Here is a 23,854-nt window from a genome sequence, read left to right as displayed (position 1 = left end):
GGACCGCCGATCGAAATGGCTAAAAGGTACTTAGGCCCCTGTGGACGGCATTTCCGGACAGTCCGCTGACCCCGTGCGGGATCCGACGGTTCGGCACGACCCCCGCCCGTACGGCTCACGTGTTGTACCGTGCTGGACACGTTGAGGCATTTACGGGGGGCTCTACGTGGAGGTCGACCTACCGGGGCTGGTCAAAGTGGGCGGGGCCGTCGCGGCGGCGTCCGACGGCTTTCGCACGGCGTACACCGGAAATGAATCTGATCTGCCGCCGGCGGCCGGATCGGCCGGCTGGGCCACCGATGCCGCCCTGCGGCGGGCCGCCGCGGCCTGGCAGACCTTCACCGGCAACCTCGCCGGTCAGGTCCGCGCGTTCGGGGACGGGCTCACCGCGTCGGCCCGGGCGTTGCAGGCCAGTGACCAGGCCGCAGCCGACCGGGTCGGCGGCGCCGGGCGGCCGCCGCGATGAGCGAGGTCACCCTGCGGATGCTGTTCGACGTCGACACCGACGCGATCGGGCGGCGGGCCGACGGGTGGTTGCGGATGGCCGGCAGCATCGACGACGCCTGCGAGGAGCTGATCCGGGTCAGCCGCGACCTCGAGCACGTGTGGCCGGACGGGCCGGCCGCCGAGGCCGCGGCGGCGCGCGGTCACGATCTGCGGTCCGAGGCCAGCAACGCGTACCCTCCGTGCCGGCGCATCGGTGACGCCCTGCGCCTGCACGCCGACACCCTGCGCGGCCTGCAGGGCCGCGTGCAGGGCATCGCGGCGGAGGCGTCCGGCCGCGGATTCTCGGTCGACGTCACCACGGGTACGGTGACCGCGCCCTCCCGGATGTTCACCGAATCCGGTTCGCCGCAGATCGTCGCGCAGCAGATCGCGGCGTACGTGAACGAGTTCCGGGCGATCCTGGCCCAGGCCGCCGAGTCGGACGCGAGCACGGCCGACGCGATCAGCGTCAACCTGCCGGACGCTACGGCCGGCTTCGGCACGCTGGGTCTTCCGCCGGTCGACGAGGCGACGCTGCGTGACCAGCAGGGGCGTACGCCGAAAGAGGTCAACGGCTGGTGGCGCACGCTCACGCCGGAGCAGCAGGAGCAGGCGATCCGGGATTTCCCGGAGCTGGTCGGCTGGCTCGACGGGGTGCCGTCGACCGACCGGGACGTCGCCAATCGCCTGGTGCTGACCACTCGGATGGACGCGCTGCGGTCCGACGCCGACGCGCACGCCCGCCGCCTCGCCGACCTGCTGATGAACGATCCGCGCAACCGGTTCGAGATCCAGCGGGAGACCGAGGCGATGAACGCCGCGCAGTCCCAGCTGGACAAACTCGCCGAGGTCGACAAGGCGCTGCAACGGCTCGGGCCGCCGGGGCTGCTGCTCGGGGTGGACGGCTCGGGCGACGGGCGGGTGGTGATCGCGGTGGGCGATCCGGACACCGCACTGCACACCGGCGTGTGGGTGCCCGGCCTGGGCACCACGATGGAGGGCAACACCGTCGACAACGTGAAGCGGATGCAGACCGTCAACGCCGCCACCGACCTGTACCTGGATCAGCCCGGCCAGGTCTCCACGGTGTACTGGCTGGGCTACGACGCCCCCGACCTGAACAACTTCTCGGTGGTGGGCGAGGGCCGGTCCGAGCAGGGCGGGCCGTCCTATCTGCACTTCATGGAGGGCCTCCGGGCCACCCACGACACCGGGCCGTCGCACCTGGTCGCGATGGGCCACTCGTACGGTTCGACGGTGGTCGCCGAGGCGGCCCTGACCGGCCGGCTGCCGGTCGACGACATCATGGTGCAGGGCAGCCCGGGCATGCACACCGACCACGCGAGTGACCTGATGGCCGACCCGCGGCACGTGTGGGCCGGTTCGGCCGGCAACGACCCGGTCTCGGAGACCAGCAACGTCACCAAGTACACGCAGCTCGTGCCGATCGCCGGCCCGTTCATCGGCGACGCGTACGACGACGGTCACGGCGTCAGCCCGCACGAGGCGGCGTTCGGCGCCAACCAGTACGTCGTCGACACCTCCGGACACACCCACTACTGGGAGCAGGACAGTGAGAGCGTCAACAACCAGGCAAGGGTTCTGGTCGGCCAGTACAGCCGGGTCGGCACGGTGCACGGCTCGCCGCCGCCGGACGTCGTTCCCTGAGGTGCTCCTGGTGATGCTGGTAACGGCCCTGGCGGTGGCCGGGTGTGACGGAGGGAAGGACGACGTGGAGACCAAAACCATCGACGACGCCAAGGCGGTGGTGCAGGCCCGGGCGGAGAGTGTCGCCGGGCAGCTCGGCGGAGTGCTGACCCGGCCGAGCCTGCTCGACGCGCCGTGCACCGGCCGGCGCGGTGAGAGCGGCGGCGACGGCGTCTACTTCATCCAGGGCGGATATCAGGTCGCGCTGCCCGCGGCCGAGCACGTCGCGACGGCGGCCCGGGTGCGCGACGAGTGGAAGGCCGCCGGCTGGACGATCACCGACAACCGCACCATCGGCACGACCGCGATCCTGGCCGCCACGACCCCGGACGAGTTCAAGGTCCACCTGGAGAGCACCGTGCAGGGCAGCGCTCTCGCCCTGCTCGTCTACTCCCCCTGTTACGGCAGCCCTTCCGGGGGTAATCACGCAGCGTGGCAATAGTGAAGCGCGCAATCAAGGCACCGGCCGACCGAGTTTTCGCCGTTCTCTCCGACGGGTGGTGCTACAGCGACTGGGTGGTCGGCACCGCGCACATCCGCGACGTCGACCCGTCGTGGCCCGCGGTGGGATCTCAACTGCACCACAAGGCCGGACCGTGGCCGGTGTCGCTGCGGGATTCCTCGACGGTGCTCGCCGTGACGACCGATCGGCGGCTGAAACTCAAGGCCGGACTGTGGCCGCTGGGCGAGGCGACCGTCGACATCATCCTGGAGCCGGACGGGCCGGACGCCACCCGGGTGACCATGCACGAGCAGCTCGACGGCGGACCGCTGCTGCTGCTGCGCAACAAAATCAACGACCTCGTGCTGCACGCCCGTAACACGGAGGCCCTGAACCGCCTCGCCGATCTGGCCGAGCGCCGCTGATCAGGACGTGGCCTCCTGGTCCTCCTCCTCTTCGTCCTCGTCGATCCAGTTGTGCCGGTACCAGGGGATGGCGGCCCAGAACATCAGGAAGAACACCGCCGTCACGCCGCCGAACAGCAGCGCGAAGCCCCGGCTGAGCAGGAAGTCGACGATCAGGAAGACGCTGGAGACCATGGCGATCAGCAGGAACGCCAGCCCGCCGGTGAGCATCCGGTGGGCGTAGCGGACCAGTTCCGGTTTGCGGCCCTGCCGGAACAGAGCCCGGTGGAACGCCACCGGTGAGATGACCATCGCGGTGGAGGCGGCGGCGGCCAGCAGCGCCACGATGTATACGTCCTTCTGGAACGGCGTGGTGCGCGGGAATCCGTTGCTGAACGGCAGGGTCAGCAGGAACGCGAAGAGGATCTGGATGCCGGTCTGGGTGACCCGCAGCTCCTGGAGAATATCGGCGAAGTTCCGGTCCCAGCGGTGCTTCTCGTCCTCGTACCTGACGTGTCGTTTCTCGGGGGCCATGGCGTCTCATATTCTCCGAAGCGGAGCCCGCCGAAACGCTGAATAGGTATCGATCGAATCAACTTGAACGGCGCACGACGAGCAGTGCGACGTCGTCGGTCGGCGCGTCGAGCCCGACCGTGCCCATGATCTTCGAGCAGAGTTCGTCCGGCGGGTCCGGGCACACCGCCTCGGCCAGCCGGCCGATGCCGAGGTCGATGAGCTGCCCGCGCCGCTCGACCAGTCCGTCGGTGTAGAAGGCGAGCACCGCACCCGGCGGCAGCTCGAGGGTGGTGGTGCGGCGCCGGCGGCGGCTGTCGCCGATGCCCAGCGGCGGGTCGGCCGGCAGCACCGTCACGGCCGCGACACCGCCCGGCACGAGCCGCACCGGGGGCGGGTGACCGGCGGTGGAGATGTGCACGACGGTGCGGTCCGGCGAGATCATCGCGTACTGCGCGGTGGTGAGGTTGCCGGCCTCGAAATGCCGGACCTTGCGGTCCAGCAGGGTGAGCACCTCCGCCGGGTCGTCGCTGATCAGGGCGTACGCCCGGAGGGCGCTCCGGATGCGGCCCATCACCACCGCGGACGCCAGGCCGTGACCGGAGACGTCGCCGATCACCACGCCGAGCCAGCCGGTCGGCAGGGTGAAGACGTCGTACCAGTCGCCGCCGATGCCGAACGCGTGCCCGGGAACGTAGCGGGCGGCCAGCTCGACGCCGGGCACCTCGGGCAGGATGCTCGGCAGCAGGCTGCGCTGCAGCGCCAGGGCGGTGGCCTGCTCGAGTTTCTGGTTACGGATCTGCCCGGCCAGGCCGGCCCGGTCGGCGGCCAGCTCCAGCAGCCGCACGTCGTCGGCGGTGAAGGTGCGCGGTCGCAACGAGCCGACGTGCAGCACCCCGAGCACCTCGCCGGCCGCCACGATCGGCACCCCGAGCAGTGCCCGGATGCCCATCTCGACCAGAACCGGGTTGACCACGTCGTCCGCGGTGAAATCGGTGAGGATCAGCGGGCTGCGGGTCTCGGCCACCCGCCCGGCGAAGCCCTGGCCGAGCCCGACCCGGACGCCTCGCCGCACCTCCTCCTCGAGCCCCTTGGCCGCGGTCGCGACCAGCTGCCGCGAATGCGGGTCGAGCAGCAGGATCGCGGCGGTGTCGGCGGACAGCAGATCACGCACCCGGTCGAGGAGCTCGTCGAGCAGGTCGGAGGCGTCCAGGCGGGACAGGGTGGCGTCGGTGAGGGCCTCGAGACGACGCAGCCGTTCGTCGTTCCGGATTTCGTCCGCGGCCATGCGGATAACTTACTCAAGCATCGTCATGATTCGGCCTCAGGAGGTCGTGCACTTCCTTCTCGGTCCCGCGCCGGACGGTCTCGCCGTGCTCGTAGCGGTCGATGACCCGAGGATCGACGTACGAGGCCCGGGCCACCGCCGGCGTATTGCCGAGCAGGCCCGCGACCTGCTTCATGGCTCCCGCCACGGCCTTCCTCCGCTTCGCCGCGGTGGGCTGCGGGCCGGCCTCGGCCAGCGCCACGGCGGCCTCGACGGTGCCGCGCCAGGTGCGGAAATCCTTGGCGGTCATCTGCTCGCCGCTGATCTCCTTGAGGTAGTCGTTCACCACGTCCGCGTGAATCTCCTGCCACCGCCGGGCGCGCCGGTCCCAGAACGCGAAGAGCCGGTCCGCACCGCGCCGCCGCCGCTGCAGATCGCGCAGGACACGGCAGACCTCACCGTCGTCGACGCTGCCGCTGTGCTCGACCCCGGACTTGCCCGGGAAACAGAACTCCACCTGACCCGCGCGGGTGCAGAGGTGCTCCGGCCGCAGCGTGGACAGGCCGTACGACGGGTCCTCGTCGCGGGCGGCGTACTCGTTGCTGCCGATCCGGAACATGCCCAGGTCGAGCAGGCGGACGATGGCCGCGAGCACCCGTTCCCGGGTGAGCCCGCGGCCGGTCGTCAGGTCGGCGCAGATCCGCTCGCGCATCTCCGGCAGCCCCTCGGCCACCTCCCGCACCCGCTCGAACTTCTTCTCGTCGCGGGCCGTACGCCAGTCGGGGTGGTAGAGGTACTGCTTGCGGCCGGCCACGTCGACGCCGGTCGCCTGGATGTGCCCGCGCGGGTCCGGCGAGATCCACACGTCCTGCCAGGCCGGCGGGATGACCAGGCCCTTGATCCGCTCGATCGTGGCGTCGTCGGTGATCTTCTCGCCGTGCGTGCCGAGATGGCGGAAACCTCGTCCGCTGCGGCGCCGGGTCAGCCCCGGCCTGGTCAGATCGCTGCGACGTAACCGAGCCACCCGCGCGGGATGCCCTGCATCGAGACAGGCAAACCCATGATGGTCAGAGGAATTCTCGCTTGTACAGGTCGATGAAGTCGCGGTAGTGCGGCCCCATGTTCGCCACGTACACCTCGTCGAAGCCCGCGTCCTCGTACTTCTTGAGCTGCTCGGCGTGGCCGGCCGGGCCCGGGCCGCAGACCACCGACTCCCGCGTCATCTCCGGCGTCACCAGCTGCGAGGCCTGCTCGAAGTGCTTCGGTGACGGCAACACCTGCGACAGCTCACCCGGCACCCCCGCGTTGGCCCAGAGCCGATGGGCGATCTCGACGCCCTCGTCCTCGGTCGGCGCGAAGCAGCCCTTGAACGCGCCCTGGGCCGGCTTGTCGCCGCCGCCGGCGTCACGCCACTGCTTCAGCAGGTCACCGTCGGGCATGGTGGAGATGTAGCCGTCGCCGATCCGGGCCGAGACCTCGAGCGCCTTGGGACCGAACGCGGAGACGTACACCTTCGGCGGGGTCGCGGGCCGGGTATAGACCTGCGCCTGATCGACGGTGTAGTGCTTGCCGTGGTGGGTGACGAAACCGCCCTGCCATAGCTCCCGCATGACCTCGACGGCTTCCTCGAGCATCTCCAGGCGCTCGTCGGCGAACGGCCACCGGTCGCCGAGGATGTGCTCGTTGAGGGCCTCGCCGGTGCCGACGCCGAGCACGAACCGGCCGTCGTGCAGCACCGCGCTGGTCGCGGCGGCCTGCGCCACCACGGCCGGGTGGATCCGCATGATCGGGCAGGTCACGGCGGTGGTCACCGGGATCGTGACGACCTGGCTCAGCGCGCCGATGATCGACCAGACGAACGGGCTCTGCCCCTGCTCGTCGTTCCACGGATGGTAGTGGTCGGAGATCCACAGACCCTGGAAGCCGGCCTCCTGGGCCAGCCTCGCCTGCTCGATCAGCTCGGCGGGCGTGTACTCCTCACAGGAAAGGAAATATCCGATTCGCATGCCATCCGGATACCCCGGCGGCACCGGCCGAACCCGGATGTGTCGTTGTTCGGGGTCCGGCGTGCGGGGCCCGGGTGCGTGGTCGACACTCGGCTCAGGGCTTCCGACAAAGGGGTCGTGGCATGCCGGACACCGAGGACATCGAGCCGCTCGAAGACCTGGACCACGCGGCCCACGCGTACGCGTACGCGTACGCCTGCGCGGGTGCCGGCCCGTCGCAGCGGGACCGGTTGCGCGCCGACTTCGTCGGGCTGGCGCTGCCGTTCGCCCGCCGATTGTCGCGGCGCTACTACGGCCGGGGCGAGTCACCCGACGATCTGGAGCAGGTGGCCCGGCTGGGGCTGGTGAAGTCGGTCAACCGCTTCGACCCTCGGCGGGGCTCGTTCACCGCGTACGCGATCGTCACCATCACCGGCGAGATCAAGCGGCACTTCCGCAACCACGGCTGGGGTGTCCATGTCCCCCGCCGCATGCAGAACCTCAGCCTCGAGGTGGGCCATGCCCGTTCGGCCCTCACCGCCGAGCTGTCCCGCCGGCCCACCGACGAGGAGATCGCCGAGCGGCTCGGCATCGCGGTGGCCGCCGTGCGCGACGGCCAGATCTCCGCCGCCGCCTACGCGCAGAGCTCGCTGAACGCCGAGACCGACGGCTACGGCGGGGTCGAGGCCGGCGAACTGCTCGGCGCCCCGGACCCGGGCCTCGACCTGGTCGACGACCGGGCGAGCCTGGAGCGGCTGATCTGCCGGCTGCCGGACCGCGAGCGACGCATCCTCCGGCTGCGTTTCTACGACAACCTCAGCCAGGCCGAGATCGCCCGGGAGACGGGCGTCTCGCAGATGCACGTGTCGCGGCTGATGACGCGGGCCCTGGCCTGGCTGCGGCAGGCGATGCTGAGCGACACCACACCGCCGTGGGCCGGCCCGGACGGCACCGATCACCGGCTCGCGCTGGCCACCACCTGGGACGGCGACGTCATCCGATGCGGGGTGCTGGGCGAGCTCGACCGTGACAATGCGGCTCACCTGCGCAACGAACTGCTGGCCCTGCTGCGCGACGGCGGCCGGGCACGCGGACTGGAACTCGATCTCGCCGGGGTGCCGCTGGTCGACGCGGCGGGCATCGGTGTCCTGGTCACCCTGCACGAGGTGGCCCGGGTCCGGCGGATTCCGGTACGGGTGACCGGCCTCCAGCCGTACGTCGCCCAGATCGTCGCCGCCTCCGGCCTGCAGACCCTGATCGACGACTGACCGCGGTCAGACCGCCAGCGCGGCCCAGACGACCTTGCCGTCCCGGGTCGGCAGCCATCCCCAATGCGCGGCGATGCTGTTCACCAGCATCAACCCGCGACCGCGCTCGGCCTGGACACCCGGGTCACGGGGCACCGGCTCGCCGGGCGAACCGTCGCGGACGATGACGTGCACGTGCCGCGGGCGCCGCCGGAACTCCAGGGTGATCGTCGTTCCGGCGTGCTCGACCGCGTTCGACACCAGCTCGCTCGCCACCAGGGCGGCCGGTCCGACCAGCTGCGGCAGCTCCCAAGTGAGGCAGGCCTCGGTGGCCAGGTTGCGGGCGTGCCGCACGGCGCCGGCGATCGGGAACAGCTGGTCGCGGATCGAGGGCAGGACGGCCGGGCCGTCGTCGAGTTCGACCAGCACCGCCTCCGGCTGCTCCGCCAGGCATTTCCGCAGGGCGGTGAGCAGGCCGGGCGAACTCGCGAGATCCAGGTGACCACGCACCACGACCACCACATGGCCGTCGTCCTCCTGGACCGTCCAGCTCAGCACCTCAGCAGCCTAATCCGGCGGTTCGTCGAGACGCAGTTCCGCCCAGGGCACCTCGACCGCGTTGCGCCGCCAGACCCGCCGGGCCAGCCGTTCGAGAAGCCATGGGCCGCCGGTCTCGTCCCGCTCGTAGCCGAGCAGCCGGCCCCAGCGCCCACGCACGACGATCGCGGCGACCACCCGATGATCGTCGTCGACGATCAGGTCGGCGATGCGGCCGCCGGCCACCGGCCGGCCGATCAGCGCGCCGGCTCTCGTCGTCCTAGGTCTCATGGCGGGCTCCCGGGATACGGCCGATCAGGTGGTCGCGCAGCCAGGACTCCAGCGGCGGGTCGGGCAGCAACTCGCGGGCCACCGACAGGTGCACCGCGCTGTCCACCTTCGCGACCAGGTCGATGCCGATCCGGATCGGTGGCTGATCGGGCGGTGTCGCCCAGCGCGAGCACCGAGTCGGCGAGCAGCGGGGTCAACCGGTCCCGAAGCTCGGCCGAGGCCCGGTCGGGCGGCCCCTGGCCGGCGAACTGCTGCTGCGCCCCGGCCAGCGCCCGGGACGCGTCGTCGAAGGCGGCCCGCGCGAACGGGCCGGTCACGTTCCCGGCGAGCTGCTGCTCGCCGGTGAGGCGCCCGGTCTGGGTGGCGTCTTGGGCGGCCTCGGCCACCTGCAGAACGGTGCGGTGATAGCCGCGGGCATCGACCGGCCTGGTCAGGTCGTACGCGAAGCCCGCCCACAGCAGCACCACCGCCGCGATCGAGATCGCGACCTCCCGCCGTCTCATGACCGGATCAACGAGCCGCGCGACGTCCGAGTGCACCGGCCGCGAGCAATGCCGCCGCGCCCGCCGCGGCCAGCACCCCGTGGTGCTGGGACGCCCAGACCTGCAGGCTGCGCGGCTTCGACCGGTCGTCGAACTCGCCGTGCGCGCCGAAGTCGTGACCCTGCTCGCCGTCGGCCGGCTTCCACAGGTTGCCCGGGTCCTTCGGGTCGTGCGGGTCGGCGGTCTGCTGCGAGTCCACTCCGGTCCGGGCCAGGTAGCGGTCCAGGACCCCGGGCGCCACGGCATTGGCCAGCAGCGTTCCCGCGGTCGAGGCGCCCACCCAGTACTCCCGGCGGCGCGGATGGTCGGCCGCGTGGACGATCGCCCGGGCCGCCACCTCCGGCTGGTAGATCGGCGCCACCGGTTGCGCGTGCCGGCGCAGCCGGTTCCGCAGCCAGGTGAACTGCGGGGTGTTGACCGCCGGCAGTTGCACCATCGTGGTCCGCACGCCGCTGCCGTCGTGCAGCAGCTCGCAGCGCAGCGCCTCGTTGAAGCCCTGGATCGCGTGCTTCGCGCCGCAGTACGCGGTCTGCAGCGGAATGCCCCGGTAGGCCAGCGCGCTGCCGACCTGCACGATCGCACCGCGGTCGCGGGGTTTCATCCGGCTCAGCGCGGCCCGGGTGCCGTACACGTAGCCCAGGTAGCTCACCTCGGTGACCCGGCGGAACTCGTCCGGGGTGATCTCCCCGAATGGCCCGAACACCGACGAGAAGGCGGTGTTGACCCAGATGTCGATCGGGCCGAACTCGCTCTCCACCTTGGCCGCCGCGGCATCGACCGCGTCGAAGTCGGCCACGTCCACCGGCAGCGGCAACGCCTCGCCACCGGCACCCCGGATCTCCCCGGCCGCCGCGTCGAGGCCCTTCTCGCCGCGGGCCAGCAGGGCGACCCGGTCGCCGCGCGCGCCGAATTGGCGGGCTACCGCCCGGCCCACTCCACCGCTGGCTCCGGTGACCACCACGACTGCCATGGTTCCTCCCTCATCGACTGCTCGGGGAGGGCTTACCCCGCCGCGGCACCGACCGAACCAGCTCGACCACCGCGACCACGACGATGACGCCGACCAGCCAGTACCAGAGGCTGCCGCGCTGGGCGGACAGTTCCCGGTCGACCGGGTTGGCCGGCCAGGCCGAGTCGAGCGGCAGGTCGAGGTCGTCGCTCAACACGTCCGCCCAGGGCGAGGTCACCCGCCCGGACAGTTCGAGGCTGGTGAAACCGTTGACCGTGTAGAGCGGCCGGATGTTGCGCGGGCCGGCGTCCCAGTGCGCGGTCACCGGCACGATGGCGGTGCCGCCCGGCGGCAGTTCGACCGGACCGGCCGGGACGCTGACCCGCACCTCCGGGTTGTCGCTGCTGACGCTGAGTCCGGCCAGGGTCAGCGGAATGTAGGTCATCGGCGACTTCACCTGCACGTTGGTGACGGACCTGCCCTGGTTGATGCCGACGTTCGGCCAGACGACCCGGACCGCCCGCTTGACCTCGGCGGACAGGATGCCACGGGCCTTCGCCGCCCGCGACGCGGCCATCGGCTCGGCCAACTCGGTGCCCAGGTCGCCGGTCAGGACGGTGGCGCGCGGCCAGACCTTCGCCAGCAGGGCCGCGTCGGGCCCGGCGGTGACCGGGATCGCGTACGCCGCCACCCGCTGCCGCAGCTTGCGGGCCGACCTCGCCACCTTGCGCAGGTCGCCGGCCGTTCCGTGGCCGGCGGTCAGCAGCACCACCGTGGCCGGGTCGCGCCGCCCGGCGAGGGTCTCCACCGCCTCGCTCAGCGCCGCACCGACGTCGGCGCGGGCACCGCCGGTGGTGACCGGCAGGGTGGCCAGCAGTTCGCCGGGGCTCTGCTCGACCGGGTGGGTGGTCGCGGTCGCGGTCGCCGCGAACGGGATCAGGGTCACCCGGTCGGCGGGCGCGAGGCTCGCGAAGAATCCGGCCAGGCCCTCCCGCACCCGCGCATAGGCGGTGGCGTCCATCGCGGCGGACACGTCGACCAGGAACACGAAGTCGGCCGGCACCCGGTCGGCGCCGATCGCCGTGTAGATCTCACCGGGTGACGCGGTGACGCTGGGCAGGGCCGCCGCGGCCGGGCACCCGCCGATCAGAACCGCCGCGCCGGCGACCGCAGCGGCCGCCATCCGCGCGATGCGCATGTCCGCTCCTTCACCTCGCCGTGCCGGGCGCGAGCATAGCGACGTGATGTCTCGTGCCGGTGTCTCGGGCTGCCCGGTCCGCGGGTAATCTGGGCGTACGGCGGTGGGGCCCGCCGACCCCACGGGGTGAACCGCGTCGATGCCAACGGTCCCTACCAGTAACCCCTGGTAGGGAGGAACCGATGGACCCTGACGTCGATCCGCACGTGCTCGCGGCGGTCTCCGCGGGCGGGGTTCTCGGTGCGCTCGCCCGTTACGGCCTCGCCGCGGCCTGGCCGCACCCGGCCGGCGGTTTCCCCTGGTCGACCCTGGTGATCAACGTGTCGGGCTGCCTGCTCATCGGGGTCCTCATGGTGATCGTCACGGAGGTGGCGCCCGGCCGGCGGCTGCTGCGGCCGTTCCTCGGCGTCGGCTTCCTCGGCGGGTACACCACGTTCTCCACCTACATCGTCGACATCTACCGGACGGCCGAGGCGCACGCGCCCTGGGTGGCGCTGGCCTATCTCGGGTTGACCCTGGCCGGGGCGGTGGCCGCGGTCTGGGCCGGCTGGGAGGCCGCGAGCCGGCTGGTGCGGCGATGACCCTGCTGCTGGTGGCGCTGGGTGCCGCGATCGGGGCGCCGCTGCGCTATCTCACCGACCGGGCGATCCAGCGGCGGCACGACTCGGTGTTCCCGTGGGGCACGATGACCGTCAACGTGCTCGGGTCGTTCGTGCTCGGCCTGGTCACCGCCCTCCCCTCGGACACGGCCGTGACCGCGCTCGTGGGCACCGGCTTCTGCGGGGCGCTGACCACCTACTCCACGTTCAGCTTCGAGACGCTGCGGCTCGTGCGGGACGGCAACCGCTTCTACGCGGCCGCCAACGTCGTGGTGTCGATCGTGGCGGGGCTCGGCGCCGCGGCGATCGGAATCATCCTGGGAGCAGCCGTCGGCTGAACAAAAGGTGAACGCCACAGGCTGAGAACAGCCGGTTCACAGACGACGCGGGCGTAATTGCCCGGTGAGTCACTTACTGGCCGTACTGATCGATGTCGCCGCCATCGCGCTGCTGACCTTCGGTATCTACTTCCCCCGGCATCACCGGCGCGACCTCGTGACGGCCTTCCTCGGCGTCAACATCGGAGTCCTCGCGACCGCGATGATCCTCGGTTCGTCCACGGTCGGCGCCGGGGTCGGGCTCGGCCTCTTCGGCGTGCTGTCGATCATCCGGTTGCGGTCCAGCGAGATCGCCCAGCACGAGGTGGCGTACTACTTCGCCGCGCTCGCGCTGGGCCTGCTGGCCGGCCTGGAGAGCGACGTGAGCTGGCTCGTCTCCGGGCTGATGGTGCTGGTCATCGTGGCGCTCTACGTGGGCGATCATCCCCGCCTGTTCCGGCACTACCAGCAGCGGACCGTCACCCTGGACGCCGCCTACACCGACGACGACGCGCTGCGCGGGCACCTCGAGGTGCTGCTCAAGGGCCGGATCGTCAATCTCTCGGTGCGCAGCGTCGATCTGGTCAACGACACCACCATGGTGGACGTCCGCTACATCCGGGCGGCCGTCGCATGATCACCGAACTCGCCCCGATCGGGCTGCACGAACTCGTCGAACGGGCCGGCCTGCTGACCCGGATCGACCGCAAATACCTGCTCCCGGCGTCCGCGCTCCCGGTGATCCTGGCCGGGCTGCCTGGCGACGCGCGCATCCTCGAGATCGACGGGCGCCGGCACTTCGGGTACCGGTCCGCCTATTTCGACACGCCCGGCCTGGACAGTTACCGCACCACCGCGCAGCGGCGCAGGCGCCGCTTCAAGCTGCGTATCCGCAGCTATCTCGACTCCGACCTGCACCTTCTGGAGGTCAAGACGCGCGGTCCGCGAGGCCTGACGATCAAGGACCGATTTCCGTACGCCGGGGACGGCGTGACCCTCTCACCGGAGATGCGGGCGTACGCCGTACGGTCGCTGGAAGCCGCCCGGGTCACCGTGCGGGACCCTCGTTTCGAAGCCGTCATCACCACCCGGTTCGAGCGGATCACCCTGCTCCTGCCGTCGACCGGCAGCCGGGCGACCATCGATCGCGGTCTGACCTGGACCCTCCCGGACGGCGGCGCCCTGTGCCTGTCCGACCGGATGATCGTCGAGACGAAGTCGGCACGCGGGGCCTCGCCGCTGGACCGGCTGCTCTGGTCGTTGTCCCACCGGCCGTGCCCGATCTCCAAGTACGCGACCGGAATGGCCGCCCTGCACCCCGACCTGCCGGACAACCGGTGGCACCGCATCCTGCGCCAGCATTTCCGCCGATCGGAAGCGAGTTGACCATGAAGAAGGCCATCTTCCCGGTAGCGCTGGCGGCAGCGGTCCTGGCCGGCTGCTCCTCCGGTTCCTCCTCCGGTTCCTCCTCCACTTCGACCTCCACCACGGCCGCCGTCGTGTCCGTGCAGAACGCCAAGGAAGTGCTCGCCGCGGACAAATCGACCCATTCAGCCGCTTCGGTGGCGTCCGATCCGGTGGCCATCACCCTTACCGGCAACTCGGCGACCGGCGATGGTGTCAAGATCGAAGGCTCGACCGTGACGATCACTGCCGCCGGTACCTACCGGATCTCGGGAACGCTCAGCAACGGGCAGATCGTGGTCGACGCCAAGGACGCCACCGTCATCCTCATCCTCGACGGCGCCAACGTCACCAGCTCCACCACCGCCGCGATCGCCGCCACCGACGTCGACCAGCTCGACGTGGTGCTCGCCGACGGCAGCATCAACACGCTCACCGACACCACCACCTACGCCTCGGACGCCGACGTGAACGCGGCCCTGTTCAGCGCGGGTGACCTCACCCTCAGCGGGACGGGCGCGCTCACCATCAACGGCCGCGGCAACGACGCGATCACCTCCAAGGACGGCCTGCTGGTCACGGCCGGCACGATCACCGTGGTGGCCAAGGACGACGGCCTGCGCGGCAAGGACTACCTGGTGATCACCGGTGGCACCCTCGACGTCTCGGCCGGCGGCGACGGGCTCAAGGCCGACAACGCCGACGATGCCGACTCCGGGTACATCGCGGTCTCCGGCGGCACGGTGACGGTGACCGCCGGCGGGGACGGCGCCGACGCCGCCACCGACCTGGTGATCACCGGCGGGAAACTCGCCGTCACCGCGGGCGGCGGCAGCGGCAACTCACCCAGCGACGACACGTCCACCAAGGGCCTCAAGTCCGGGGTCATCACCGTCCTGGAGGGCGGCACCGCCACGGTGGACGCCGCCGACGACGCCGTGCACAGCAGCGGCGTGGTCCGGGTCGACGGGATCACCCTGACCGCGGCCAGTGGTGACGACGGCGTGCACGCCGACCAGACCCTGCGGATCGACGACGGCACCCTCACCGTGACCAAGTCGAACGAGGGCATCGAGTCCGCGAACATCATCGTCAACGGCGGGCTCACCACCGTTACCTCCAGCGACGACGGCCTGAACGCGGCCGGTGGTTCCTCGTCCTCGGCCGACCAGCAGGGCCCCGGCGGCGGGGGCGGTGAGCAGGTCGGCGACTACACCGCCACGGTCACCGGCGGAACGCTGATCATCAATGCCGAGGGCGACGGGTTCGACTCCAACGGGACGGCCGCGATCAGCGGCGGGACCGTGGTCGTGAACGGCCCCACCATGGGCGGCAACGGCGCGCTCGACGCGAACGGCAGCTTCACCGTCAGCGGCGGGGTGCTGGTCGCGGCCGGCTCCTCGGGCATGGTCGTCGCGCCCGGCGAGGACTCGGCGCAGGGCTGGCTGTCCGCCACCTTCGACTCGACCATCAAGGGCGGCACCACCCTGCAGATCACCGACGCCGACGGCAAGGTCCTCGCCACGTTCGTGACCAGCAAGGACATGCAGAACATCGTCTACTCCTCGGCGTCGATCACGAAGGGTGAGCAGTACACCGTCCACTCCGGCGGAACCGCCTCCGGCACCAGCACCGGCGGCCTGGCCGCCGCCGGCTCGCTCGGCTCGGCGACCGAGCTGACCACGATGACGGCCGGCGACGCCCCGGCCGGCGGCGGTTTCGGCGGCCCGCCGGGACGTTAGGCCCTACTGGCGAGGCACCCATGGGGCGTGGAATCGAGGTAGCCCGGCAACGGGCCGGGGCTACCTCGAGGAGGGGTCATGGAACGCGTCGAGCAGGTCATCAACCCTCAGGTGCACACCCACGGCGAGGTTCCGGCGGACGCCACCGACTACGCCGTGGGAAAACTGACCGCCGCGCTTCACCACGCGCCCGCACCGATCCTGCGCGCGGAGCTCACCCTCGATTCGCACGCCCCCGGCGACCGCGTGGACGCACACGTCGATGTGAACGGCGCCGGCGTTCACGTGCACGCGGTCGGCGAAACGTTCCAGGAAGCGACCGACCTGATGCAGGACAGGCTTCGGTCGCGGCTGCGCCGCATTCGTCGCCACCCCGCACGGCGATGATCGCGCGCAAGGCGGTGACGGCCGGAGTGCTCACCTTCCCTCGGCCTCACCGCCGCCGGCGGCGGGGTGGGCCCTGCTGCTCCTGGCAGCTGTTCATCAGGAGATCGCCATGCCGTCGCTGAGTGTCTTCGACCTGCTGGCCGTGCACCACTTCGTCGCCGACCTGCCGGGCGACTGGCTGCACCGCCTGGCCGCCGTCGGCCACCCCGTCTACTACGGCACCGGCCACCGCCTGATGCGCGAGGACGGCAACGCCGACCGGTTCTGGCTGCTGCACAACGGCACGGTGGCGATCGACTTCTGCGTGCCCGGCCGCGGCGACATCGTCATCGAGCGGGTCGGCCCGAGCACGCTGATCGGCTGGTCCTGGCTGACGGTGCCGTACCGCTGGCAGTTCGGCGCGGTGGTCGCCGAGGAGATCCGAGCGGTCGAGTTCGGCGCCGCCGCGGTGCGCAACCTGATCGACGAGGACCCGGAGTTCGGCCGCGAACTGACCACCCGCATCCTGCGCGTGACCGCCGACCGCCTCCAGGCGTCCCGGCACCGCCTGATCGAGTTATATGCGTATCCCGCGGTCGCCTGACCGCGATATTCTCGCCCGCATGTGTAGAGGCACCGCTTCGCTGAGGTTGCGCGCTCGCCGCTGACGGCGGCGAGCTTGACGATCCACAGCTCTGTTCCGCCGTCCTGGCGTTCTCGCCGGGCGGCGCCCTGACGCTGCCCGGCTCCACGACGAGCCGAGAGCAGAACCATGACCCACGCACACATCCGCGCCGAGAACATCCGCGTAGTCCTGGGCGCGCACGTCGTCCTGTCCGACGTCACCGTGACCGTGTCCACCGCTTCCCGCCTGGCCATCGTCGGCGAGAACGGCCGTGGCAAGACCACCCTGCTGCACGTCCTGGCCGGCCTGCTGCCGCCCGACAGCGGCACCGTGCAGCGCACCGGCACGATCGGCGTGGTCCGCCAGGAGTTGGAGTCGCACGCCGGCGAGACGGTGGGCACCCTGGTCGCCGAGGCGATCCGCCCGTCCCTGGCCGCCCTGCGGGCGCTCGACGAGGCCACCACCGCGCTCGCGGCGACCGCCTCGGCCACCGATCCGGCCGCCGGCCGGGCGCTGACCGCGGGCACGTCGGCCGCCGGCGCCGAGGCGGCCTACTCCGCCGCGTTGGAGGTCGCGACCGGGCTGGACGCCTGGGACGCGGAGCGGCGGCTCGACGTCGCGCTGGCCGGGCTGAACGCCTGCACCGACCGGAGCCGGCCGCTCGCCACGCTGTCGGTGGGCCAGCGGTACCGCGTACGCCTGGCCTGTGCTCTCGGCGCCCGCGCCGACCTGTTGTTGCTCGACGAGCCCACCAACCACCTGGACGCCGACGGCCTGGCCTTCCTCACCGCCCGGCTGCGGCAGCCGGCCGGCGGGTTCGCGGTGGTCACCCACGACCGGGCCCTGCTGCGCGACGTGACGGCCGAGTTCCTGGACCTGGACCCGACCGACGACGGCCGGCCGCGGCTGTACGCCGGCGGCTACGCCGGCTGGCGGGAGGGTCGCGCTCGGCTGTGGGAGAGCTGGCTTCAGGCGTACGCGTCACAACAGGCCGAACACGCACGACTGCGGGAGGCGGTGACCGAGGCACGCAACCGTCTGAGCACCGGCTGGCGGCCCGACAAGGGCACCGGCCGGCACCAGCGGCAGAGCCGGGCCCCCGGGGTGGTCCAGGCGATCCGCCGTCGGCAAGACGACCTGGACGAACACCGGATCACCGTCCCCGTGCCGCCACGCCCGCCGCACTGGCCGGACCCCGGCACGCGTCCCGGCGTACCCCTGCTCAATTGTCACGACGTCATCGTGACCGGCCGTCTGAGCCGGCCGGTCACCCTGGCCCTCGGCGGCGGCAGCCGCCTGCTCGTGACCGGCCCGAACGGAGCGGGAAAGTCGACGCTGCTGGCCGTCCTGGCCGGCGAGCTGGAACCGGACACCGGCGAGGTGCGCCACCTGAGCGAGGCCCGGGTCGCCTACCTGGCGCAGGAGACCCCCGCCGGCGAGCGGATGTCCCCCGGCCAGCGTCGCCGCCGCCACCTGACCGCCCTGCTGGCCACCCGCCCCGACCTGCTGATCCTCGACGAGCCCACCAACCACCTGTCGGCACCCCTGGTGGACGACCTGACGAAGGCCCTGCTCGGCACGAGCGCCGCCGTCGTGGTGGCCACCCACGACCGCCAGATGCTGGCCGACCTGTCCGCCTGGCCGACCTGGGAGCTCGAACCGTGACCCCGCAAGAACCGTCAAGCGGCCGGGCCGCCGGATTGGTACCGTCCGACCGTGTCGTCGCGGACCCGGGAGCTGCTGCAACTACTCGCCGTCGTCAACTACCGGCTGGGCGAGGACGTCTCGCTGCCGGCCCTGGCGCGGTGGGCGAACCGGTCGCGTTTCGACCTGCACCGACGGCTCCGGCAGCTGACCGGCGAGACGCCGAAGGCGTACACGACGCGGGTCCGGCTGGCCCGGGCCGCGGCCGACCTGGTGGCCGGCGACCGGCGCGTGTCGGTGATCGCGTTCGACCACGGATTCGGCAGTCATGAGGTCTTCACCCGGACGTTCACCCGCCACCTCGGTCGCAGCCCGCAGAGTTACCGCGCCCGCGGGTTGACCGTGGCCGGCCGGCACATCGCCGCCGTGCACGCCGCGACGGTGAGTTCGGCGGCACCCTGCCTCGGCCTCTACCGCATCAGCATCGACCGCATCGACATCACCGAGAGGAAACCCGCTGTGCCCCTGGACATCTCGGTTCATGACCTGCCCACCGTCCACGCCCTCGTGATCCGCCGCCGGGTCACCCGCGACGAGATCGCGACCGCGCTCGCCGAGAGTCTGCCGGCGGTCTTCGACTACGCCCAGCGGAACGGGCTGGCCATCGCCGGGCCACCGTTCGCCCGGTATCCGGAGGTGGGGATGGGGTCGCTCGTCATCGAGAGTGGCATCACCGTCGCCGAGCCACCGTCGACCACGCTCCCCGACGGGATCGAGGCGCTCGTCATCCCACCGGGCCGCGCGGTCGTGACCATCCATCATGGACCTTATGACAGCCTGCTCGAGTCCTATCAGGAGATCGAGAAGTGGATGCGCGACCAGGGTCTGTCGGCGGCGGGAGCACCCCGGGAGACGTACCTGACCGATCCGGGGGAACATCCGGACCCGGCGACCTGGGAGACGGAAATCGTCCAGCCGGTGCGGTGACCGGCGCGCTTCAGCGCCAGGCCCGCACGGTCAGCACGGCATCGGCGAACGCCTCGGGCGCCTCCTGCGGAAGGTTGTGGCCGGCGTCGATCAATCGGTGCTCGTGACCGGCGACGAACATCGGGGCGTGGCTTGCGGTGCCGCCCGGCTTCAGGGCGTCGGTGGCTCCGTCCAACGTCACCGCCGGCACGGTGATCTTCGGGCGGGCCGCGAGGCGGGTCTCCAGGTCGGCGTAGGCCGGATCACCCGGAGCCTGGCCGAGCGCGTGCCGGTAGGCGTGGACGACCACGTCGACGAAGTCGGGGTTGTCGAAAGACGCGGCGGTCCGGGCGAAAGTCGCCTCGTCGAAGACCCATCGGGGCGACCACTGCCGCCACGGATCACCCGGGCGCCCTGCGCCGTCAGCACCGGGACAACCTCGTCGTAGGCCTGGACGTCGTACGGGAAGCCGTGTGACAGAACGACCGGCCAGCCGTCCGACGGACCGTCCTCGAGATAGGCGACGGACAGGACACCGGCCGCCACCTGGTCGGCGTGGTCGGTCGCCATCAGAAGGTGGCGATCGGGTTGACCGGGCTGCCGGACGTGCCGGCGAGGCGGACCGGCGCCACGGCCAGGTGGAAGTCCCACTGGCCGAGCTCGGCCGCCGTGGTCGCGCACGCCTCCAGGTCGCAGTTGTCGAGCAGCCACAGGCCCATCGCGACCAGGCTCACGGCGTGGACCGGCATCAACACGTCGTCGTACCCCGACGGCTGAACGTCCTGCGGGGTGTCCGCGCCGATCAGCGCGACCTGCCGTTCGTGCAGCCACGGCAGGCAGGACGCGTGCCAGCCGGCCTGGGTGAAACCGATGGCCGCACCGGACTCGTGCCGGGCGCGGCCGTAGCCGGTCCGCAGGAGTACCGCGTCGCCGGATCGAACCCGAACCCCCTGGCGGCGCTCGGCCTCCTCGAGGTCCTCGGGAAACACGCCCTCCCCCGGTTCCAGCCACGGCACGTCGCGGGCCGCCGCGACGTCCAGCAGGACACCGCGGGTGACGATCCCGTTCGCCGCCGCCGTGACGGCCGCCCACGCCGACCCCGTCGCGGGGTCCACCAGCGAATGCGACCGCCCGTTGTACATCGTGCCGTCCCAGAAGATGTGGCACGGCGAGTCGAGGTGGGTGAGGGTGTTGCCGTGGAACGAGATGCCGAGCCGCTCGGACGAGAACCCCCAGCGCCGGTCGGCGTGGAAGGCGGGCACCGGCATGTTCTCGCCACCCGGCATGTCGGCGGCGCACGGGCACGTGGTCGTCGACCGCTCCATGTCCTCCGGTACGGCAACCTCCCACGCGCACGACACGCTCCGGCCGTGCCGGACGGCCCGCGCCGCCGCCACCCGGACGTCGTCGGTGATGTGGTTCAGGGTGCCGAGCTCGTCGTCGTCACCCCACCGTCCCCAGTTCGACAGCGTGTCGAAATACCCGAGCACGTCGTCCTGTGTGGGCATCCCAGCATCGGCTCCTCCGGTCACGCGGTTCACGGCACCGCACGTACGCTATCCCGCCCCGAACCGACGACCGGCCGAGCCACTCCGCTACCGGCTGGCCGATCGGATCGGGCCGGCCCGCTACGGACCGCCCCGGCCGGCCTGAGCCTCCGCGCGCTCAGCGGCTGCCTTTCATCGCGGCCGACGCGTACACGCTGGAGACCCGGAAGCCGCCCAGCCAAGCCGTCAGACGCGCGGCCTCGGCGTCGAGCGCCCTGCGCTCGGCGGCCGAGACCTTTTCCAGCAGGCGCACCTCGACCAGGCCGGCCGCGTCCTGCACCCAGCAGCCGACCACCCGGCCGTCGACCCACGCGGTGGTGCCGGCGTTGCCGGTGCGGTCGAACAGCGGATCGCGGTGCGGGCCGAGGTAGAAATCGCGGCCCTGCCAGCCCATCACCGTGGGGTCGAGCACCGGCAGCAGCGCCGCCCACGGCCCGGGGTCGGGCACTTCGTCGACGTCGTCCGGCAGCAGCCAGCCGGTGGCGCCGCCGTCCAGGGTGACCGGCACCGCGGCGAGCGAGGCCAGCGCGGCCCGCACCACCGTCCTGGTCGAGCCCAGCCACCAGACCAGGTCGTCCTCGGTGCCGGGGCCGAACGAGTACAGCCAGCGGCGGACGATCTCGCGGTAGCCGGCGTCGGCGTCGAGCGACGGCGGCACGTCGCCGAGCCAGTCGCTCATCAGCGTCCAGCGGGGACGGGAGACGTGCCAGCCGCCGGTGTTGGTGCCGCGGACGATGTCGGCGGTCAGGCCCAGATGGGTGAGCACCCGGGAGGCGCCCCAGACGGCGCCGGGCGAGACCGCGACCTTGACGTCGAGCATCGGGATCGCGCGGCGGATCTCGGCCGCCGGGAGACCTTCCGGCGCGCCGGCCAGCAGGTCCAGCACCTCGGCCCGGGCCAGGTCGAGAAAGCCGGGCGCCAGCCCGGCGAGCGCACCGTCCTTCGTCATCCGGGCCCGCTCGGTGGCGGCGACCCGGGCCGACGCGCTGGGCCACGCGGCCGGCAGCAGCTCGCGCGGGAAGACGAACAGGGTGCGCCGCATGGCGAGCTGTTTCACCAGGCTGCGGTCGTCGTAGAGGGCCCGGTCGACATCACCCGGCCGGACGTCGGGAACCCGCGCCCAGCAGGAGAGATAGACGGTGGCCGGCTCGGTGGCGTGCAGCACGGTCATCGCCCGGGTGGCGTCCTCCGGCGACACGGCGCGGTGCGCCGGCGCCAGCGCGTGCCGCACGGCCAGGCGGGCGCGGCGTTCGTCGTCGGTCACCCTGCGCATCGCGCCATGGTGTCACATCGCACTTGCTAGAGAAGTCTTTATAAAGCATTCTCTAGGAATGAAGGACGAGGTACGGCTGGGCGATGCGAGATCACTGCGGGCGTACGCCCATCCCCTGCGCATGCGACTGATCGGGCTGTTGCGCGGCGAGGGGCCGATGACCGCCACCCAGGCCGCCGCCCGGCTCGGCGAAACCGTGCCCAACTGCTCGTTCCACCTGCGCCAGCTGGCCAAGTACGGCCTGGCCGAGCGGGCCCCCGGCGCCGACCAGCGGGAGCGGCCGTGGCAGGCCACCGCGCAGTACACATCGTGGGACGACGACTCCGACGACCCGGCCGTCAAGGCGGCCACCGACCAGCTCAACAGCGTACTCCTCGGGCAGTACGTCGAGCGTGCCCAGCAGTACCTGGCGATCCGCGGCGACGAGCCGGTCGAGTGGCGCACGGCCGGCGGGTTCAGCGACGCCCTGCTGCACGTCACCGCGGACGAGTTGCGCGAGATCACCCAGCGGATCGACGACCTGCTGGCGCCCTACACCGCACACCGGCCCGGAACCCGCCCGGTGCACCTCATCCAGATGGCGCTGCCGGATGACTGACACGCTGCTGCGCCGGGCACCCTTCCGGCGCTACTGGGCCGCGCAGACCGTGTCGCTTTTCGGCGATCAGGTCACGCTGCTGGCCATGCCGCTGCTGGCCGTCCTCGCGGTCGGGGCCGGCCCGGCCGAGATGGGCTACCTGACCGCCGCAGCGCTGCTGCCCAACCTGCTGTTCTCGATGTCGGCCGGCGCCTGGGTCGACCGCCACCCGAACAGACGCCGTCTGATGATCGGCGCCGACCTGGGCCGGGCCGCGCTGCTGCTGGCGATCCCACTGCTCTGGTGGGCCGACCACCTCACCCTGACCGTCCTCTACGCGGTGGCGTTCGCCGCCGGCACCCTGTCGATGCTGTTCGAGGTGGCGCACAGCAGCCTGTTCGCCACCCTGGTCGAGCGGCCCGACTACGTCGCCGCCAACAGCCTGATCAACGGCAGCCGGGCGATGTCCTACGTGGCCGGTCCGAGCGCCGGCGGCCTGCTCGTGCAGGTCTTCACGGCACCGTTCGCGCTGCTCGCCGACGTGCTGACGTTCCTGGCCTCGGCCGCCTTTCTCCGGCGCGTCGAGGTGGCCGAGCGGCCCACCGAGTCCGTCGAGAGGAGTGGCAACGGCCTACGGTTCGTGCTCACGCATCCGGTGCTGCGCGCGATTCTGCTCGGCACCACCACGCTCAACCTGTTCAACTACATCTTCGCCGCACTGTTCGTGCTCTACGTGACCACCCGCCTGCACATCGCGCCCGGCACCCTCGGCGTCATCGTCGGTCTCGGGGCGGTCGGCGGCCTGCTCGGTGCCGGTCTGGCCGGCCCTCTCAGCCGGCGCATCGGCATCGGCCCGGCGCTCATCCTCGGCCTGATCGTCTTCCCGGCGCCGCTGATCCTGGTGCCGCTCGCGCACGGCCCGCAGCGGGTGGTGGTGGCGATGCTGTTCCTGGCCGAGTTCGGTGCCGCGCTGGGCGTCATGCTTCTCGACATCGCGGCCGGCTCGGTGCAGACCGCCGCGACGCCGGCCCACCGGCTGGCGGTGGTGGCCGGCGTCAACCGCACGATCAACTACGGCATCCGGCCCATCGGCGCGGTGCTGGGCGGCACGCTGGGCGCGTTTTTGGGCGTACGCCCGGCGCTCTGGATAGCGACCGTCGGCGCCCTGCTCGGCGTGGTCTGGGTGTGGTTCTCGCCGGTGCGCGAGCTGCGCCGAATTCAATAGC

Annotated in this window: 28 protein-coding genes; 16 read left to right on the top strand and 12 right to left on the bottom strand. The window is 71.7% G+C overall.

The annotated features are described in order from the left end of the window. Window positions 1-166: 166 nt before the first annotated feature. The 4 genes from Ato02nite_RS13600 to Ato02nite_RS13585 are packed head-to-tail and all read left to right on the top strand — an operon-like array spanning window position 167 to window position 3,060. A complete protein-coding gene (locus Ato02nite_RS13600; RefSeq protein ID WP_213006837.1) occupies window positions 167-466 on the top strand; it encodes a hypothetical protein in 300 nt (99 codons plus the stop codon). Further along, entirely contained in the window at window positions 463-2,154 is a 1,692-nt protein-coding gene (locus Ato02nite_RS13595; protein ID WP_213006836.1) for an alpha/beta hydrolase, read from the top strand. Before Ato02nite_RS13600 ends, Ato02nite_RS13595 begins: the two co-directional genes overlap by 4 nt. Before the next feature lie 10 nt (window positions 2,155-2,164). Next, the gene (locus Ato02nite_RS13590) at window positions 2,165-2,635 is read left to right on the top strand and encodes a hypothetical protein (protein ID WP_213006835.1); all 471 of its coding nucleotides are present in this window, start codon (window positions 2,165-2,167) and stop codon (window positions 2,633-2,635) included. Further along, a complete protein-coding gene (locus Ato02nite_RS13585) occupies window positions 2,635-3,060 on the top strand; it encodes an SRPBCC family protein (RefSeq protein WP_307853704.1) in 426 nt (141 codons plus the stop codon). Before Ato02nite_RS13590 ends, Ato02nite_RS13585 begins: the two co-directional genes overlap by 1 nt. Here the strand turns inward: Ato02nite_RS13585 and Ato02nite_RS13580 are convergent, their stop codons facing one another. The 4 genes from Ato02nite_RS13580 to Ato02nite_RS13565 are packed head-to-tail and all read right to left on the bottom strand — an operon-like array spanning window position 3,061 to window position 6,825. Further along, window positions 3,061-3,573 carry a DUF6328 family protein gene (locus Ato02nite_RS13580; RefSeq protein WP_213006833.1) on the bottom strand — a complete coding sequence of 171 codons (513 nt, stop codon included), beginning with the start codon at window positions 3,571-3,573 and terminating at the stop codon, window positions 3,061-3,063. Window positions 3,574-3,631: 58 nt separating this feature from the next. Next, window positions 3,632-4,840 carry a PP2C family protein-serine/threonine phosphatase gene (locus tag Ato02nite_RS13575; RefSeq protein WP_213006832.1) on the bottom strand — a complete coding sequence of 403 codons (1,209 nt, stop codon included), beginning with the start codon at window positions 4,838-4,840 and terminating at the stop codon, window positions 3,632-3,634. Between the two features lie 13 nt (window positions 4,841-4,853). Beyond that, complete coding sequence (locus Ato02nite_RS13570) at window positions 4,854-5,843, bottom strand: DNA topoisomerase IB (RefSeq protein ID WP_213006831.1); 990 nt, start codon at window positions 5,841-5,843, stop codon at window positions 4,854-4,856. A gap of 43 nt (window positions 5,844-5,886) precedes the next feature. Continuing rightward, window positions 5,887-6,825: a TIGR03557 family F420-dependent LLM class oxidoreductase gene (locus tag Ato02nite_RS13565; protein WP_213006830.1), complete on the bottom strand. Its 939-nt coding sequence runs from the start codon at window positions 6,823-6,825 to the stop codon at window positions 5,887-5,889. A 122-nt stretch (window positions 6,826-6,947) separates the two neighbouring features. On the opposite strand from Ato02nite_RS13565, the gene Ato02nite_RS13560 reads away from it, so the two are divergent. Further along, window positions 6,948-8,072 (top strand): sigma-70 family RNA polymerase sigma factor, encoded by a 1,125-nt coding sequence (locus Ato02nite_RS13560; RefSeq protein WP_213006829.1) that lies wholly within the window; start codon window positions 6,948-6,950, stop codon window positions 8,070-8,072. A gap of 6 nt (window positions 8,073-8,078) precedes the next feature. Here the strand turns inward: Ato02nite_RS13560 and Ato02nite_RS13555 are convergent, their stop codons facing one another. The 5 genes from Ato02nite_RS13555 to Ato02nite_RS13535 are packed head-to-tail and all read right to left on the bottom strand — an operon-like array spanning window position 8,079 to window position 11,568. Next, window positions 8,079-8,609 (bottom strand): ATP-binding protein, encoded by a 531-nt coding sequence (locus Ato02nite_RS13555; RefSeq protein ID WP_213006828.1) that lies wholly within the window; start codon window positions 8,607-8,609, stop codon window positions 8,079-8,081. Between the two features lie 9 nt (window positions 8,610-8,618). Beyond that, entirely contained in the window at window positions 8,619-8,879 is a 261-nt protein-coding gene (locus Ato02nite_RS13550) for a hypothetical protein (RefSeq protein WP_213006827.1), read from the bottom strand. Beyond that, on the bottom strand, window positions 8,876-9,382 hold the full coding sequence (locus Ato02nite_RS13545) for a hypothetical protein (RefSeq protein WP_213006826.1): 507 nt from the start codon (window positions 9,380-9,382) through the stop codon (window positions 8,876-8,878). Before Ato02nite_RS13545 ends, Ato02nite_RS13550 begins: the two co-directional genes overlap by 4 nt. A gap of 7 nt (window positions 9,383-9,389) precedes the next feature. Then, complete coding sequence (locus Ato02nite_RS13540) at window positions 9,390-10,391, bottom strand: SDR family oxidoreductase (RefSeq protein WP_213006825.1); 1,002 nt, start codon at window positions 10,389-10,391, stop codon at window positions 9,390-9,392. A gap of 10 nt (window positions 10,392-10,401) precedes the next feature. Beyond that, the gene (locus Ato02nite_RS13535; protein ID WP_213006824.1) at window positions 10,402-11,568 is read right to left on the bottom strand and encodes a vWA domain-containing protein; all 1,167 of its coding nucleotides are present in this window, start codon (window positions 11,566-11,568) and stop codon (window positions 10,402-10,404) included. 182 nt (window positions 11,569-11,750) lie between these two features. Between Ato02nite_RS13535 and Ato02nite_RS13530 the strand changes: the two genes are divergently transcribed. From Ato02nite_RS13530 to Ato02nite_RS13490, 9 genes are all read left to right on the top strand, one after another. Beyond that, window positions 11,751-12,149: a fluoride efflux transporter FluC gene (locus Ato02nite_RS13530; RefSeq protein ID WP_213006823.1), complete on the top strand. Its 399-nt coding sequence runs from the start codon at window positions 11,751-11,753 to the stop codon at window positions 12,147-12,149. After that, complete coding sequence (crcB, locus tag Ato02nite_RS13525) at window positions 12,146-12,505, top strand: fluoride efflux transporter CrcB (RefSeq protein WP_213006822.1); 360 nt, start codon at window positions 12,146-12,148, stop codon at window positions 12,503-12,505. The genes Ato02nite_RS13530 and crcB overlap by 4 nt, the downstream gene beginning before the upstream one ends. Before the next feature lie 64 nt (window positions 12,506-12,569). Further along, complete coding sequence (locus Ato02nite_RS13520) at window positions 12,570-13,121, top strand: DUF4956 domain-containing protein (RefSeq protein ID WP_213006821.1); 552 nt, start codon at window positions 12,570-12,572, stop codon at window positions 13,119-13,121. After that, complete coding sequence (locus Ato02nite_RS13515; protein WP_246606862.1) at window positions 13,118-13,870, top strand: polyphosphate polymerase domain-containing protein; 753 nt, start codon at window positions 13,118-13,120, stop codon at window positions 13,868-13,870. Before Ato02nite_RS13520 ends, Ato02nite_RS13515 begins: the two co-directional genes overlap by 4 nt. Before the next feature lie 2 nt (window positions 13,871-13,872). Then, window positions 13,873-15,630 carry a carbohydrate-binding domain-containing protein gene (locus tag Ato02nite_RS13510; protein ID WP_213006820.1) on the top strand — a complete coding sequence of 586 codons (1,758 nt, stop codon included), beginning with the start codon at window positions 13,873-13,875 and terminating at the stop codon, window positions 15,628-15,630. Window positions 15,631-15,708: 78 nt separating this feature from the next. Beyond that, the gene (locus Ato02nite_RS13505) at window positions 15,709-16,017 is read left to right on the top strand and encodes an HPF/RaiA family ribosome-associated protein (RefSeq protein ID WP_213006819.1); all 309 of its coding nucleotides are present in this window, start codon (window positions 15,709-15,711) and stop codon (window positions 16,015-16,017) included. Window positions 16,018-16,126: 109 nt separating this feature from the next. After that, a complete protein-coding gene (locus Ato02nite_RS13500) occupies window positions 16,127-16,600 on the top strand; it encodes a Crp/Fnr family transcriptional regulator (protein ID WP_213006818.1) in 474 nt (157 codons plus the stop codon). 168 nt (window positions 16,601-16,768) lie between these two features. Beyond that, window positions 16,769-18,286, top strand: a complete 1,518-nt coding sequence (locus Ato02nite_RS13495; RefSeq protein WP_213006817.1) for an ATP-binding cassette domain-containing protein — start codon at window positions 16,769-16,771, stop codon at window positions 18,284-18,286. A 51-nt stretch (window positions 18,287-18,337) separates the two neighbouring features. Continuing rightward, on the top strand, window positions 18,338-19,252 hold the full coding sequence (locus Ato02nite_RS13490; RefSeq protein WP_213006816.1) for a helix-turn-helix domain-containing protein: 915 nt from the start codon (window positions 18,338-18,340) through the stop codon (window positions 19,250-19,252). A gap of 10 nt (window positions 19,253-19,262) precedes the next feature. Here the strand turns inward: Ato02nite_RS13490 and Ato02nite_RS51570 are convergent, their stop codons facing one another. The 3 genes from Ato02nite_RS51570 to Ato02nite_RS13475 all read right to left on the bottom strand — a co-directional run bounded on the left by Ato02nite_RS51570 (window position 19,263) and on the right by Ato02nite_RS13475 (window position 22,051). After that, complete coding sequence (locus Ato02nite_RS51570) at window positions 19,263-19,541, bottom strand: alpha/beta hydrolase (RefSeq protein ID WP_246606861.1); 279 nt, start codon at window positions 19,539-19,541, stop codon at window positions 19,263-19,265. A gap of 259 nt (window positions 19,542-19,800) precedes the next feature. Then, a complete protein-coding gene (locus tag Ato02nite_RS13480) occupies window positions 19,801-20,739 on the bottom strand; it encodes a cyclase family protein (protein ID WP_213006815.1) in 939 nt (312 codons plus the stop codon). Between the two features lie 157 nt (window positions 20,740-20,896). Then, the gene (locus Ato02nite_RS13475; protein WP_213006814.1) at window positions 20,897-22,051 is read right to left on the bottom strand and encodes a winged helix DNA-binding domain-containing protein; all 1,155 of its coding nucleotides are present in this window, start codon (window positions 22,049-22,051) and stop codon (window positions 20,897-20,899) included. 58 nt (window positions 22,052-22,109) lie between these two features. On the opposite strand from Ato02nite_RS13475, the gene Ato02nite_RS13470 reads away from it, so the two are divergent. Together Ato02nite_RS13470 and Ato02nite_RS13465 are read left to right on the top strand one after the other, a co-directional pair. Next, the gene (locus tag Ato02nite_RS13470; protein ID WP_213006813.1) at window positions 22,110-22,649 is read left to right on the top strand and encodes a helix-turn-helix domain-containing protein; all 540 of its coding nucleotides are present in this window, start codon (window positions 22,110-22,112) and stop codon (window positions 22,647-22,649) included. Next, complete coding sequence (locus tag Ato02nite_RS13465) at window positions 22,642-23,853, top strand: MFS transporter (protein WP_213006812.1); 1,212 nt, start codon at window positions 22,642-22,644, stop codon at window positions 23,851-23,853. The genes Ato02nite_RS13470 and Ato02nite_RS13465 overlap by 8 nt, the downstream gene beginning before the upstream one ends. The last annotated feature ends 1 nt before the right edge of the window (window position 23,854 follow it).

This window comes from Paractinoplanes toevensis (genome assembly GCF_018332695.1).
GTDB lineage: Bacteria > Actinomycetota > Actinomycetes > Mycobacteriales > Micromonosporaceae > Actinoplanes > Actinoplanes toevensis.
The sequence above is the reverse complement of the archived record's forward strand: the minus strand, read 5'-3'. Positions and strand labels throughout refer to the sequence as shown.